Raw genomic sequence first — 15012 nt, 5'->3', positions numbered from 1 at the left:
GGTAATGAATCATTGGACAGATTGACCCCGCACCGCTTCAAACAAGGCTGAATAATCCTCTTCTGCCAGTTCCGTTGCACAGGCTGCTTCCAAAATTTGCCGCACTCCCTCCAGGCTATCTGCCCGTAACCCAGCGGCAGTGGCTTCCTGGAGAAACAGATTCATATCCTTGAGCAGGTGCTTGGTGGGAAAATTCGGGTTGGCGTAGTGGTGATCCAGCATCCGCTGAAGTTTTTTGTCGAACGTGGGCGCGTAGAGGGCACTGTCCCGCAGAATTTCCATAAAGGTATCCACATCCCCTCCCTGGGACTGGAGAAAGCTGAGGCTGAGGGCAAAGGCCGTCGTCAGCGAACCAATCAGTTGATTCAAAGATAATTTCAGGGCAGAAGCTGCACCCACTTCGCCAATGTGCATTGGTTTGCCAAAGTGCTGCAACAGGGGGAGCCACTGCTGAAACTGCTCAGACGTTGCCCCCACCATCACCTGTAATTTACCTGCCTCGACTTCGGGAATACTGCCTAACACCGGAGCTTCCAAATAGTCTCCCCCTGCTTGCCGAACGGCATCCTGAATCTGTCGGCTTTCGCTGGGTGCGATCGTTCCCATTTGAATCACGGTGCGATCGCTCAGGTGGGGTCGCACGGCATCAGATAATAGGGTGGCTTGAATCGCATCACCATTCGTCAGCATGGTAATCACTGGATGGCTCTGCTGGACAAAATCAACCACAGTATCAGTAATAATGGCTCCCGTCGATCGCAATGGTTCCAGTTTTTCCGGGGTGCGATTGTAGACCACCAGCGGAATTTCTGCTGCAATCAAACGCTGCGCCATCGGTAGACCCATCAAGCCAGTTCCAATCAACCCAACTTTTCCTTTCATTCAAATCACTCTCTGCTTCTGAGCCATAAACACGATCGCCAATCCTATTACTCCAGCAAGATTTGGGCAGGCATTCCTGTAGATAGGCAATGCCCACCCAAACGCTGTATGTCAGTTGCATCGTTGGACAAATAATCTCACTGGCAGGCAAGATACCTGCGCTACGGGAGTTAAGAATCAGTTGATTGTCCTGGAAACCTGCTGCGGAGCTGGTTGCAGATTATCATTCGTCAGCCGATCGCCCGTTTCCACATCGAACCAGTGGATCAGGTCAGGCGGGAAGGCCAGGGTAATTTCCTCCTGACTCCAGGGTTGATCGCTGGGTAACAAAGCCCGAATCGTCAGGTTGTCAGCCCCCTTCACCTTCACACTCAGGAGATCGCTCATGCCCAGGTTTTCCTTGAGCACCACCTTTCCTTGCAGCGTATGAGTATCGTTGGGTTGGGCCAGACGAACGTGCTCCGGTCGAACTCCCAGGGTGATCTCTGGAGGCGGCGAAATGCTACCGTCCAGGGGAATCTTGTACCCCCCCAACACAGCAAACTTCCCTTCACACTTCAAATCCAGCAAATTCATCTGGGGACTACCGACGAAACCTGCCACAAAGCGGTTTGCCGGATGGGTATAGATTCGGCGCGGCGGATCAAGTTGCTGAAGATCGCCATTCGACAGTACCGCTACCTTAGTTGACAGGGTCATTGCCTCCGTCTGATCGTGGGTCACATAAACCACCGGCGTATTTTGGGCTTCAAAAATTTGCTTTAATTCCGCTCGCACTTGCTCCCGCAGCAACGCATCCAGGTTACTCAGCGGTTCATCCAACAGGAAGACATCCGGTTGACGCACCAACGCCCGACCTAACGCCACCCGTTGCCGTTGTCCCCCAGAGAGCTGCCCTGGCTTCCGCTGCATCAGGTTGCCCAGTCCCAAAAACAGGCTAACCTGCTCAATCCGGCGGCGAATTTCTTCCGAGGGAATCCGTTGCAGCTTTAGTCCAGAGGCAATGTTGTCATAGACCGTCATGTGCGGATAAAGGGCATAACTTTGGAACACCATTGCAATATTGCGATCGCCAGGGGAATGTTGGGTGACATCCTTTCCCGCAATCCGCACTTCGCCACGAGTCGGCTGTTCCAATCCCGCAATTAACCGCAGAATTGTAGACTTACCGCACCCCGATGGGCCTAGAAGCGTCAGGAACTCACCATCAGCTACATCCAGGCTGACATCTTTAACAGGAATAATTTTAGGAGAGTAAGTTTTGTTGAGATGAATTAGTTCGAGTTTAGCCATTGGTTTTAGTAAGGGAGTAGGGAATAGGGAATAAGGGAGTGGGGAGCCGGGAGTGGGGAATCGGGAGTGGCTGAAATTCTTGTAGGATGGGCATCTTGCCTGTCCAGTCAGCACTTCTCTTGTGGGATGGGCATCTTGCCTGTCCAGTCAGCACTTCTCTTGTGGGATGGGCATCTTGCCCGTCCAGTCAGCAATCCTCAACCTTTTACCGCACCAGAGGTCAGCCCTTGAACAATCCGCCGCTGGAACAGGAGCACCAGAATCACCAGCGGGATAGTTCCAACAACCGTAGCCGCTGCCTGTGCCCCGTAGGGAATCTCAAAGACAGTCGTACCGCTTAACTGGGCAACGGCAACCGGGATCGTTTTCATCGATTCACGGGTGATGAAGGTGAGGGCAAACAGGAATTCGTTCCAGGAGGCGATGAAGGTGAGAATCCCTGTCGTTACGAGGGCGGGAACCGTCATGGGTAGGAGAATTTGCAGCAGCATTTGCCAGGTGCTATAACCATCTACCTTGGCGGAATCCTCCAGGTCACGGGGTAACTGCTGGAAGAAACTTCGCATCACCAGGATCGTCAGCGGAATATTCATCGCGGTGTACGGAATAATCAAGGCGAGATAGTTATTCGCCAGTCCGGTGGCCCGAACAATTTCCAGCAAGCCCAGGAACAGCAGGATGTAGGGAAATAGCGTCACAACTAAGACGATCGCCAGAATGATCCGCTCTCCGGGCAGACGTAACCGGGCCAGGGCATAGGCGGCAGGGGTTCCCAGCAGCAGGCAGAGTAGGGTTGAAGTAACCGCTACAAACCCACTATTGAACATATAGTTGACAAAGGGACGACGGGCAAAGATTTCAATATAGTGTTGCAGCGTAAACTGGGTGGGAATATAGACCGTGGGCACCGCTTCAATGTCGGCATTGGTCTTAAACGAAGTCAACACCTGCCAGAGGATCGGCGCAAGGCTAAAAATCACTGTGAGGGCGATCGCCACAATCCAGAGAATTCTGCGCCAGGAAATACTGGACTGTTCTGGACGGGTTTTCGGTTCAGCAGGGAGTTGGGTAGTAGACATGGCTTACAGATCTCCAACAGTAGCAGAACGAAGTTTGGACAGGAAGAAGGCGGCCAGGGCAACGACGGCAATCAGCAATACAAAGGTTACGACCACCAGGGCAGCCCCATAGCCAAAGTCCAGATACCGCATCACCGTCGCGTAGATGTAAATCGAAACTGTCTCCGTCGCGCCACCAGGCTCACCCCCGGTCATCACCTGGATCAAGTCGAAGATGCCGAAGGCCTGGGCAAACCGGAACAGGGACGCAATCAAAATCTGCGGCATTAACAGGGGCAGGGTAATCTGGCGGAAACTTTGCCAGGGGGTGGCTCCTTCCAGGGCGTGGGCTTCGTACAGGTCATTGGAAATTGACTGTAGGCCTGCCAGCAGCAGAATGGCCACAAAGGAGGTGGTTTTCCAAACATCAGCAATAATGACTGAAATCATGGCGGGGGTTGGATTTCCCAGCCAGTTAATTCCGGTCTGGATAATGCCGAGGCGGAGCAGAATGTCATTCACCACCCCAAACTGATCGTTAAAAATCCAGGCCCAGGTGGTGGCAATCAGGGCAGTTGGCAGGGCCCAGGGCAGAATGGAAATTGTCCGTACCGCACCTCGACCGCGAAAGGCTTGATTTAAGACCAGGGCAATCCCCATCCCCAGGATTAACTCCAGCACCAGGGTGGAAATGGTAAAAACCATCGTGTTGGCGATCGTCTGCCAGAAGCGACCGTCTTGAATCATCCGCCCATAGTTACTCAGCCCGGTAAAGACTGGCTGGAGTTGGGTTCCCAGGTTTTCTGTAAATAAACTGAGCCAGAACGATCGCAGGATGGGGTAGGCATAGACAAATGCTAAGACGAGCATTGCAGGGATGATGAGCAGCCAACCCGTCCGTCGTTCTCGATCACGAATCGTTGTAGTCATTTTGGTTCGTTCATCCTTTGCTTTCGTATGGTCTTAGCCTCTGCCCAGCAAGGTGCGGGTTTCGTTGGCGGCGGCTTGCATCGCGTTTTCAGGGCTGGTGCGTCCGGTGAGGGCGGCACTGAGGTATCGCTGGAGGATGTCGGAGGCTTGAGCGTACTGAGCGACCGGCGGCCGCAGGACTCCGTTTTGCACCACTTCGAGCAGACCGGAATAGTAGGGATACTGGGCCAGAATATCTGGATCACTGTAAAGGGATTCGCGGGTCGGAAGATAACCATTTTCCAGCGCCATCAACTTCTGCGCCTCTTCACTGGCAAAGAACCGCACCACCTCCAGGGCTTCATCCGGGTGAGCCGTGGTGTTGGAAATCCCTAACCCCCAACCGCCGATCGCCCCTGCACTGGTTTGCCCTGGGGCGTGAACCATCGGTCTGATATCAAATAGCCCTTGAATGGGGGAGTCTTCGCTGTTCCCCAGGGGGAAGGCATAGGGCCAGTTCCGCATGAACACGGAATTACCACCCTGGAACAACCGGCGAGCTTCTTCTTCTTGATAGGTCGTCACCCCTGGAGGGGAAACTCCTTCCCCAATGGTGCTGCGGAGGAAGTTGATCGCTTCGATCGCCTCTGGTTGGTCTAAGCCAACTTCCAGAGTGTCTGGGTTAATCCAAAAACCGCCTGCCCCGGCCAGCACCTCCACAAACATGGCGGCCAGTCCTTCATACTGCCGCCCCTGCCAAACATAACCCCAGGTTGCTCCCCCCGCTTCCTGAACCGTGCGAGAGGCGGTTAAAAGGTCTTCAAACGTTTCTGGCGGTTCTAACCCCGCTGCCTCCAGGAGATCTGTCCGGTAGTAGAGCATTCCGGCATCCGTCCGGTAGGGTAAGCGGTAGAGCCGTCCTTCATAGCGTCCGCCCTCCAGGTCGGCAGGCAGGAAATCCGCCAGTTCCTCTTCAGGAATGCGATCGGTTAAATCAATTAACCAGTTCGCGGCGGCAAACTTGGGCAACCAGACGACATCCATTGCAATCAGGTCGTAGGGAGAGTCGCCCAGCAAAAAGGATGAGGTATACAAATCCTCAACCAGGTTTGTGGCGTTGGGCCCTTCGATCAGGTTGACCTGGATGTTGGGGTTTTGTTCTTCAAATCGCTGCACGACTGACTGGGCTTGAGCTGCATCCAGGGCAGACATCATCACGTTCAGTTGAACAGGCTGCTGAGTCAAAGCAATTTTGGCACTGAAAAGAATGCCGAGCGCTATCGTAATCGCCATCCCGACTAAATTTCTGCGGTACGACAGCCATTTTGCCAGAAATTGTTTGAGTTGATAGATAGGTTGACTACTATTCATGAGATATAAGCAATCCCAGTGTGGGTAGTATCAGTGTGAACATCATAAAGGAGTTAAGTTAATTGAAAAAAGATAGCGGTTTTAATGACTAAAACCAGAAGGCTAGAATGCATTTTGGAACCTATTTTTTCAAACTTTTTTCAATCTTTTCCAATTTTTGCGGTCTCTAATCGCTATATCCGATCGCTGCTATCGTTCAACCAATGTTGATAGAGGGCTACAAAGATGAATGTGATCTTTGACTGTATTTTGACTGTATTTAGCTGCATTTGACTGTCTTTGAACTGTCTTTAACTGCATCCGAGATTGGATCTGAGCTGTATCTAGACCAGACCAAATCTAAAACAGCATGAGTCCCTTCATCACAAAATCTAAGGTTTATAAACCTCGACAAGCTTTGCGTTTAGGATGTTTCTATCTTTACAGCTTACGCCAAAGTATGAGGAAGATGACGGATAAATTCAAGAAAGTTTAGATTTTGAAAAACTTGAAAGCCAATCAAATTGGATTAACCAGATGCGTTTGTTTGTTAATCTCAGAAGATTGAAAGAAAAATTCAAGCTATTGAAAAATAGAAGGCAATCAGCTAAATTTCTTAGTCCGATCGCCTGCAATCACTCACTGGCTCGCTCGAACTAAAAGCCCGATAATCTTCACGTAGAGATATCCGTTTGTTCAGTTAATGCCATCACTTTCTGCAATAGAAAATCAGGGCGAATGGGCTGCACCAAATAGTCATCCGCTCCATCGGATTGCTGAAGAGAAATCTCAGCACCGACGGTCGAGGAAGGAACGATCGTGATGATTTTTAAGTGTTTGGTCGCTGGGTTTTTGCGCAGGCAATGAATGAGGTGCACACTGTCAATATCGGGTAGTTGCGTATTAGCGATCACGGCGATCGGTTGTAGAATCTCAATCTGATTTACCGCTGCCGATCCTTCTAGCATCCAAACGATTTGATAACCCGCTGCCGTCAACACATCACAGATCAGATCTGCATTTTCCTCTTGATGTTCAATCAAAACAATCCGTCCTTTGGCAGAATTAGACACTGTGACATTTCTCGTCTTGAGAATAGATTGGGGCAGTGCATCCTGCGGCATGGGCAGACGCACCGTGAAGATGGAGCCAACCCCTTCTGTGGATTCCACATCGATCCAACCGCCATGCAATTCTACGAGCTGCTTGGTCAACGCCAATCCCAACCCCGTTCCCCGATACTGACGGTGATAGCCGGAATTGAGCTGCCGAAATTTTTGGAAGAGTAGCGGCAGTTGTTCCTCTGGAATTCCAATGCCCTGATCCTTGACCTGAAATACGGCTAAACTTTCTTCTGCCAGTACCCGCAGCATCACCTTCCCCCCCTGGGGAGTAAATTTAATGGCATTATCAAGCAAGTTAAACAAAATTTGCTGGAGACGACGCGGATCGGCAATAAAGCGATCGTGTTGGGGAGATAGCCGCAGGTCTAACTCTAAATTCACCTCACTCAACGTTGCCTGACCTTCAAAGGCTTTCAGGGTTTGTTGCGCCAATCGAGACAGGGAAAATTCGCTGAGATCCAGCAGCATCTTGCCTGCCTCTACCTGGGAGAGATCCAAAATGTCATTGATTAAGGTCAGTAAATATTCGCCGCTGTCCTGAATGGTTTGCAAAAAATTGCGCTGGCGATCGGTGAGGCTGTCGCTGGCCCAGCGCTGGAGGGTGGCAGACATGCCAATGATGCAGGTCAAAGGGGTGCGCAGTTCGTGGCTGACGACCGCCAAAAATTCGCTCTTGGCTCGGTTTGCCGCTTGAGCTGCCTGCATCACATCGTGGAGTTCTTGCGTCCGTTCAATGACCCGCTGCTCTAACGTTCGCTTTTGCTGCTGAAGCTGGGTATACAGTTGGGCCTGGCTGATGGCGATGGCTAAATGTTCGGCAATTTTTTGTAAAAAGCGACGTTCGTGAAACTGCCAATCTCGTGGTTCAAAACACTGGTGGGCAATCAACAATCCCCACAATTGCCGACCGATTGAAATCGGAGCGACTAGCTTGGCCCGTACCTGCGCTTGCTGCAAAAAATCCAGTAAACAGGGAGCCTCAGCATACCGAATTTCCACGTCTTCCACCGCAATCGCCAGATCTTGCTCCGATAAACTTTCAGGGTTGGGGGTACTGACAAAGCAGTGAGCTTCAGAAAAATTTAAAACTGAAGGAATGGAGTCTGCTACCCTCGACTCATAAATCACCGAACCATTGCCCTCCAGGTTCTCCCAGGCTGCATGGGATAGGAAACTATTGGGCTGTAAGACAGTCGGCATGTCTGAGTCGCTTAAATCCAGACGATAAATGACGAGGCGATCGACCTGCAAACATTGCCGCACCTGCTCTACCGCCGTTTGGAGAATCACAGGTAGCTCCAAACTCTGGCGAATTTGCGTTGTCACCTGATTCAGCAACCGTTCCTGTTCGACCTGCTGGCGCAGCAGTTGCTCAGAGTATTTGACTCTTGCAGCCGACATCGAAATGGAGTGGGCTTCTGGCGGTGTAGTCAGAATGGCGATCAGCTTCAGCGTAAACTCGCTTTGCCGCTGGGCATTATTGATTTGGGGTAAGGCTTGAAGATCGGCGATCGTCTGGCAGAACTCTGGATGTGCTGGGTAAAATTCCCCTAATTGGTTCAAAAAGGTGGCGATCGTTGCGGGTTCAAAGGTCAGTACAGTTTGGCAGGTTTCCAGGGCAGGCGATTCTGACCAGTTTGCTAGCAATACACTGAACTCGCTGGATGCGATTAGCATAAACTGAACCACCTCCAGCATGGAACCTGGCGGAGTTGGCAAAGATGCTTCCGTCAATACCGATGCCCCTATCTCATTAGCCATTTGTCGCAGCAGTTGGTGGAGCTGGCGAATCTGGTTTGGAGTGAGGGGTTGGCTGAACGGCAGGGATTCAAGGATTTGCATGACTTACCCATCCGCCTTCGCAGATTTCCAAACCATATCATCCTTTGGGTTGCAATCTCCACTTTCATCAAAGCAAACTACAGTTTTTGTTTTTTAATCCAGCAGTTGCTGCACTGAAATAGCGACATCGGGAAAGGCGATCGGGTGGATGATCCCATCGGTTAAGGGTGTCTGGGATTGATACTCACCGTTTGCTACCTCGCGCATCACGATCAGTTCCATGACTTGCAAATTTACCACCCAATACTCAGGAATTCCGGCGGTTGCGTAGGCTTTCGCTTTCGGATCTAAATCTTTTCTCAGGCTGGTATGGGAAAACTCGATCAGCCAAAAGATGTTTTCTGGATAGGGATGATGCTGCAAGTATTCTCTACCAAGGGGTTGGACGATCGCAAGGTCAGGTTTGGGTTCGGACTGCGTTGCTGGAATCGTAATCGGATGACTCTCTCGGATTTGAGCGCGGTTGCCTAGCCGTGATCGGAGATAATCTCCGATGGTACTGGTGTAAAAGGCATGAGACTCTCCCTCTGGCGACATCTCGATAATTTCTCCATTCAGTAGCTCTACTCGCTGATCAGTGAGAATGCCAGCCGCAATCATCCGATGATATTGTTCTAAAGTCCATTTGGCGATCGTGACGTTGGGAGTCATGGCTGATTCTGGAGCTTGCTGTATGGCGATTTAACGATACGACTTAAATATACGATATTAAAAAACGACCCACAGAGGCTGGGTGTATGCCAATTTTGTATTGACATGACAAATATTTGATTGGCAGGCAAGATGCCTGCGCTACGGCAATTAATCAATATTATTTTAGCGATCGAGGCTAGAGAGAGAACGCTGTATCATTAGGAATTTTTGGTTTGCGGTGGGTGAGTTCGCGGTGGGCAATGCCCACCCCTACGATTACAAGCGGTTGCTAGTTCATGTCACCGATCGCTGCATTCACATCCGTTGGTTTCTCAAATTGTTCATCGGGAAGCTGCTCCAACGCGGAACGAATATTATCAGTTGCACCATGCTTTTCAGCAGTTTGAATCAAGTCTTGTTTGCTGGCAGGATAATCAACGCCTTTGAGGTATTTTTGTAGTTCGATCGGATTTATCTTAGCCATGTCATTTTCCTAGAGTTGGTTGATGTTCTAAGAGAATCGTAGATTCCTCTATTTATCTTCACCTCGTTCTGTAGGTGTGTCTTCGATCGGTCAATCTCAGCCCCATTACAGAGGTGTTTATTAAGGATTAATGTATTTTTAGCTAGTTCTAAATCACTGAATTTTAGTTCGCTATTTCGTGGCTTAAATAACCTTTACAATGCTTTACTTTGCGGACTGGGCAGGCAAGATACCCACCCCACAAGAGTTTTAAGGTAATTCTCAGTCCTCAGTCCTCAGTCCTCAGTCCTCAGTCCTCAGTCCTCAGTCCTCAGTCCTGACTGGGCAGGCAAGATACCCACCCCACAAGAATTTCAGGTTGTATTTGCATGCCTAACTCCTCAACTCTGCCTGAAACTTCTCCTCCAGGGCAGTCCGTACCTTTTGATGGGCCGGTTCCACATCTTCCTCCGTCAGAGTTCGATCGTCGGCTCGGTAAACTAACCGAAATGCGAGGCTGCGTTTCTTTTCAGCCACCAGATCTCGCTTCGTTTCGGTTCCCGGAACTGGAATTGTTCCCCGGTAATCATCAAACAACTCCAGAGATTCCAGGAGCTTGCCGCCCGCCTGACGCATCGATCGGGCAATTTCTGCTACTGAGAACTGATTGGAAACAATGAAGGCAATATCTCGATCGGAAGCGGGGAATGTAGAGTAGGGCTGGAAGATGAGGGCTTGATGATCTTCCTGTACCAGATGATTCAGCATCACCTCCAGATCCAGCTCAAACACGTAAACCGCATCCGGTAGACCGCGCTCTTGTCGGGTTTGCGGATGCAGTTGCCCAAAGGTGCCTAATCGATCGCCAGTTACCCACAGGGAAGCGGTTCGTCCGGGATGCAGAATCGGATTGCGGCGATCGGGCTGGTATTCCACCGTTAGTCCCAGTTGCTGAAACACGCTTTCCAGAATCCCTTTCGCTTCAAACCACTCCAGCGGTCGTTCCTGCCCCCGCTGTACCCAGCGACCCTGGGACGGATCACCCCCGATCACTCCAGACAGGCGATCGGTTTCATAGAAGCCATTTTCTTCCCGCCAGAAAACCCGCCCCACTTCAAAGGCATTCAACGCCCCATTGCCCTGTTCCAGGTTGTACTGGAAGGCATCAATCAGGGCAGACAGCATTTCAGTCCGGAGGGCAGAATATTCGGCTAAAAGTGGATTAGATAGGGCGATCTGGGTTTCGTGATCGGGTTTGACCAGAGAGTAGTGAATCACCTCCGTCAGTCCCACGGCCCGGAAAGCCGCATGAATCTGGCGGAGAGCCTGATATTCGTCTGGCAGGTAGCCCGCTTCGGTTTTGCTGGGTAGCGTATCACAGAAGTTGTTATAGCCGTAGAGCCGTGCCACCTCTTCAATCAGGTCAATCTCCCGCTCCAGATCCCGGTAGCGATAGGGGGGAACCGTCACCGTCCAAACGCCTTCCTGTTCAGACGGGAGCATCTCACAGCCCAGAGCAGTTAGGATCCGATCGATATCCTCTGGTCGCAACTCACCGATGTCCTCGTCAGAGAGGGTGTCACTGTTTACCGCTTCTGGATTCAGGAACACGGGCCCCAAAACCTGATTAATCCGCTCCATCCGCAACTCGATCGCCCGGCTGATGATCGTTTTTCCTGGACGGCTATCTGCCGTGACCTGCGTGCCAACGGTTCCGCCTGCCAGTTCGGTGATCAGTTGAATTGCCCGGCGACAGGCCACTTCTAACTCCGCCTGGTTGACTCCCCGCTCATAGCGCGTGGAAGATTCGGTACGCAATCCCTGGGAACGGGCCGATCGCCGGGTTGCCACCGTATCAAAGATGGCTGCCTCCAGCATCAGGTTTTGCGTCCCGTCATGGACTTCCGTATTTTCACCCCCCATCACACCAGCCAGTGCCACGGGCCGATCGCCTGCCGTAATTAATAAGGTCTGTTCCGTTAGCTTGCGGTTCTGACTGTCCAGGGTGGTGAAGGTTTCTCCCGATTGCGCAAATCGCACCCCGATCGCCAGGTTCTTGCCCCCTGCCACTGACTGAAGCCGATCGCGGTCGAAGGCATGGAGCGGTTGCCCCCATTCCAGCAGCACGTAGTTGGTAATGTCTACTACGTTGTTAATCGGGCGAGTTCCTGCTGCCTGAAGCCGACGTTGCAGCCAGTCTGGAGAAGGGCCAATTTTTACGCCTGCAATCAGGGTGCCGATGTAAATCGGGCAGGCTTGCGGCTCAGAAATTTTCAGCGTCAGGTCTTTGCCACCCGTCTTCACTGGAATCTCTGGAATTTCTGGCAGTTTCAGCTTGGCTCCGGTTAGGGCAGCCACTTCTCGCGCAATCCCGACCATACTGAGGGCATCGGCACGGTTCGCCGTGGAGGTTAGATCCAGCACCACGTCATCCAAGCCTAAATAGGGACGGGCATCACTGCCGACGGGTAGATCTGCCTGGGGAAAAATGTGAATCCCTTCCGATTCTTTGGTTAAGCCCACTTCTGCCAGGGAGCAAATCATCCCTTCAGAAGGAACATCTCGCAGCTTTCGGGCTTTAATCTTCAGGTCAATTTTGGGCAGGTAGGTTCCCAGGGTTGCCACGGGAACGTAAATATCGGCTCGGACATTGGCCGCACCACAGACGATCGTGGAGGGTTGCTTTGCCCCAATATCCACCGTACACACGCTTAACTTATCGGCATTGGGATGGGGTTCCCGCTTCAGCACTTTGCCAATTACCACGCCATCTGCCCATGCCCGACGGTCTTCAATCTCTTCGACCTCAAACCCTGCCATCGTCAGCATATCGGCTAACGCTTCGGGGGTCATGGTGATATCGACAAGTTCCTTGAGCCAGTTCAAAGAGATCCGCATTGCCCGCCTGTCTGTCCTTTCAGGTTAATAAACGATCGGAGTTGAAACAATTTGCAACTTCACCATTGTATCGCTGTCGGGAAGCTGGGTTTAAACTCCTGTGCAGATAACTAACCTTAAGTTCCTATTGGAGAAAAGTTTAAGGAATAAAAAGCCTTCTGGAACCTTTGTAGTCTTCAATGTCAAAAGCAATTTCAATCAGCCGATCAGCGCAGCGATCACGATAGCCAGTATCGGTCAAAATGCGATCAGCATCGCCGATCGTGATAACTGGGAGTGAAGTCGCTGTATTTTCTTCCCGAATAACTTGCTCCAAAGAATCTTCGCCCTTCATACTACGGTTGGCTGTGAGTAGAATCATCTGATTTGCCTGCGCAAACCGCCAAACCGATCGGTCGTTGCTAGCGATCGATAGTTCGACATCTTCAAAGGTCACAAATCGAATGGGTAGTAAGTCTAGCCAGCCGAAACGAGCAATGTTACCTGCTAACAGTAGAGCATGCCCTTCTAGATTGTGATCGACCAGAAAAATCATTTATGAGACTCAAGCTGTGCTTGATGTTTTGCCTTCTGCGCTTGAAGCTTTTCCCAGACAGCTTCCATCCCTGGTTTGGGTGGTTTTGCCGCGATGCGAGCAATCAGATCCCGATTTCGGTCTTCATAGTACTGCCGAAGTTGTTCAGTTTCTCTCAGCACAGTCTGATATTCAGCCTCAACTTCATCATGGTTTGCCTCAATGTAGTCCAAGGCTGCGGTGATTTGCCCATCAGTAAGGTTCAGCAAACCGCGAATAAACTTAGGGGGATATTGGGCCACTACATAATCCATCACATCGTAGAGAGTGATGCGAGTCCCTGAAATGGTTAATCCTCGCTCAGTACGAACGATCGCAGCTAGCCTATTGGATGCAGAAGCCATATCAATATCAATCTTTTCATCAAAGCCAATTCTATTATTACGTTCTAAATTATGTTTCAAGGTTGAGAGATGCTTGAGGCGAGTTGTTTCTAGATTATTATTCCGCAACAACAATGCGATGGAGTGAGGCAATCCTTAATCCGGCAAACATTTCCACTGGCTAGGATTTTAAGGTTTGGTGGATCGCGTCAGTCAGTTCCTCCTGGCTCAAACTTGTAATCACGAACACCTCCTGAAAGGTTTTGCCCTTGCGCGCAATCAGCTTAAATCCGCCTCGCACTGGCACAGAGACCTTAATCTGCATCTTAGGGGCATTCGATCGCGCTCGACCAATGACTGCCGGAGTGATGGTTTGAATCCCGTCTATCCGAGTGAGTTGCTCCAGGATGGGAATGAGTCCAGGGAGATGGGTCGAATGATTCCAAACTACTCTGCCTTTGGAGGAGCCGCTCATAATTGTTAAGAAATAAAAAAGGGGAGTGCCACCCCTATTGTGCCCCGATCGGAGTGGGTGTCAACTAGGCTTTTTCCAGGGGAGCCATCGTCAATCCGGCGCGGCTGAGTTGTTGATGATAGAGTTCTGCGGGTTCCTGCGGCCCGACCCATACCGTTGCCTGCCCTTCGTAGTGCACTTGATTGGTCAACTCCCATGCCCGATCGCTGGTCATTCCAGGAATGTATTTCATCAGGCATTCGGCCACGTGCTGAAAGGTGTTGAAATCGTCGTTCAGGACGATCACTTTATAATTTGGGTAGGTTTTACTGATGGTTTGGCTGGATTTTCCCGGAGCCACCGTAGGAGATGCGGTCATGGCCTGGGGAGTGGGGATGGATGTCGATGATATAGACAGCATGACCAAACATTTCTTAACAAAACTACATTGAGAACACTTTATCTCATCAGTGTAACGAGAAGCGAAACGATCGATCTAGAAGGGTAAAACGATCTAGATGAGTGAAATGAGTTAGACATGGTATATCCGACCTTAGAAGTTCGATGGTTTCTGAGGGAGCCGATTCCAGAGGGACTCGAACAGTATTTTCAGCAAGGGCCTCAGCCAGGGGCGATCGTTCCAACGGTCGAGGCGCGGCAGGATTGGTATCTGCGGTTGACGCAACAGGATGATCTGGGGATTAAGCTGCGGGAAGGCAAAGTTGAAATTAAAAAACGGGTGGGCGATCGCGGATTCTGCCAACTCTCAGACCAGGTGGCGGGTCGGGTTGAGGACTGGGTGAAATGGAGCTTTAGCAGCGAGGTAGAGGTTCAGGCATTTCTGGAGGAGGCGATGGAGGAGTGGATGGCGGTTCAAAAAACGCGGCGGCAGAAGACCTATCAAATGCTGTCTGGGAAAGTCACGGAGGTGATTGATCCGGCGGGAATTGCATCTGGTTGCACCCTGGAAGTGGCCACCCTGGAGATTCAGAATCAAACCTGGTTTAGTCTGGGGTTTGAAGCCTTTGGTGAATGCGATCGCCGGACAGAAGTGTTCGATCGGGTGGTGCAATACGCGCTGGCTCGGTTAAATTTTCTGTCTTTGCCGATCGAGCAATCCTTTAGCTATCCCAGGTGGTTGAGTGCAATCCTAACCAGCCAGATTGAGATCTAAGTTCTTCCGAACTCAATTCAGTTAACCTGCCCTGC

The 15012-nt window shown here is 51.0% G+C and carries 14 protein-coding genes; 1 reads left to right on the top strand and 13 read right to left on the bottom strand.

The window, feature by feature from the left end:
* Window positions 1-9: 9 nt before the first annotated feature.
* From ACM1PF_RS04045 to clpS, 13 genes are all read right to left on the bottom strand, one after another.
* On the bottom strand, window positions 10-882 hold the full coding sequence (locus tag ACM1PF_RS04045; protein WP_416672493.1) for an NAD(P)-dependent oxidoreductase: 873 nt from the start codon (window positions 880-882) through the stop codon (window positions 10-12).
* A 177-nt stretch (window positions 883-1059) separates the two neighbouring features.
* A complete protein-coding gene (locus ACM1PF_RS04040; protein ID WP_416672492.1) occupies window positions 1060-2175 on the bottom strand; it encodes an ABC transporter ATP-binding protein in 1116 nt (371 codons plus the stop codon).
* 197 nt (window positions 2176-2372) lie between these two features.
* On the bottom strand, window positions 2373-3254 hold the full coding sequence (locus ACM1PF_RS04035) for a carbohydrate ABC transporter permease (RefSeq protein WP_416672490.1): 882 nt from the start codon (window positions 3252-3254) through the stop codon (window positions 2373-2375).
* A 3-nt stretch (window positions 3255-3257) separates the two neighbouring features.
* A complete protein-coding gene (locus ACM1PF_RS04030) occupies window positions 3258-4163 on the bottom strand; it encodes a carbohydrate ABC transporter permease (RefSeq protein WP_416672489.1) in 906 nt (301 codons plus the stop codon).
* A gap of 33 nt (window positions 4164-4196) precedes the next feature.
* The gene (locus ACM1PF_RS04025; RefSeq protein ID WP_416672487.1) at window positions 4197-5513 is read right to left on the bottom strand and encodes an ABC transporter substrate-binding protein; all 1317 of its coding nucleotides are present in this window, start codon (window positions 5511-5513) and stop codon (window positions 4197-4199) included.
* Window positions 5514-6166: 653 nt separating this feature from the next.
* Complete coding sequence (locus ACM1PF_RS04020) at window positions 6167-8458, bottom strand: hybrid sensor histidine kinase/response regulator (RefSeq protein WP_416672485.1); 2292 nt, start codon at window positions 8456-8458, stop codon at window positions 6167-6169.
* Between the two features lie 93 nt (window positions 8459-8551).
* Entirely contained in the window at window positions 8552-9109 is a 558-nt protein-coding gene (locus ACM1PF_RS04015) for a Uma2 family endonuclease (protein ID WP_416672484.1), read from the bottom strand.
* Window positions 9110-9380: 271 nt separating this feature from the next.
* Window positions 9381-9575 carry a DUF2795 domain-containing protein gene (locus ACM1PF_RS04010; protein ID WP_416672483.1) on the bottom strand — a complete coding sequence of 65 codons (195 nt, stop codon included), beginning with the start codon at window positions 9573-9575 and terminating at the stop codon, window positions 9381-9383.
* 372 nt (window positions 9576-9947) lie between these two features.
* Entirely contained in the window at window positions 9948-12452 is a 2505-nt protein-coding gene (gene pheT, locus ACM1PF_RS04005; RefSeq protein ID WP_416672481.1) for a phenylalanine--tRNA ligase subunit beta, read from the bottom strand.
* Between the two features lie 139 nt (window positions 12453-12591).
* Window positions 12592-12987 (bottom strand): ACP S-malonyltransferase, encoded by a 396-nt coding sequence (locus tag ACM1PF_RS04000; RefSeq protein WP_416672480.1) that lies wholly within the window; start codon window positions 12985-12987, stop codon window positions 12592-12594.
* Window positions 12984-13370, bottom strand: a complete 387-nt coding sequence (locus tag ACM1PF_RS03995; RefSeq protein ID WP_416676554.1) for a DUF433 domain-containing protein — start codon at window positions 13368-13370, stop codon at window positions 12984-12986. The genes ACM1PF_RS04000 and ACM1PF_RS03995 overlap by 4 nt, the downstream gene beginning before the upstream one ends.
* A gap of 160 nt (window positions 13371-13530) precedes the next feature.
* Window positions 13531-13824, bottom strand: coding sequence for a DUF2103 domain-containing protein (locus ACM1PF_RS03990; protein WP_416672478.1), 294 nt, complete (start codon window positions 13822-13824; stop codon window positions 13531-13533).
* 64 nt (window positions 13825-13888) lie between these two features.
* Window positions 13889-14182, bottom strand: a complete 294-nt coding sequence (gene clpS, locus ACM1PF_RS03985) for an ATP-dependent Clp protease adapter ClpS (protein WP_416676553.1) — start codon at window positions 14180-14182, stop codon at window positions 13889-13891.
* A 159-nt stretch (window positions 14183-14341) separates the two neighbouring features.
* Here clpS and ACM1PF_RS03980 point away from each other — a divergent pair, with 159 nt between their 5' ends.
* Window positions 14342-14977 (top strand): hypothetical protein, encoded by a 636-nt coding sequence (locus ACM1PF_RS03980; RefSeq protein WP_416672476.1) that lies wholly within the window; start codon window positions 14342-14344, stop codon window positions 14975-14977.
* The last annotated feature ends 35 nt before the right edge of the window (window positions 14978-15012 follow it).

The sequence above is a fragment of the Egbenema bharatensis FJBBOT/2019 genome, from assembly GCF_048077055.1.
In the GTDB taxonomy this organism is placed as follows: domain Bacteria; phylum Cyanobacteriota; class Cyanobacteriia; order Elainellales; family Elainellaceae; genus Egbenema; species Egbenema bharatensis.
This window is presented reverse-complemented; position numbering and strand designations above follow the sequence as displayed.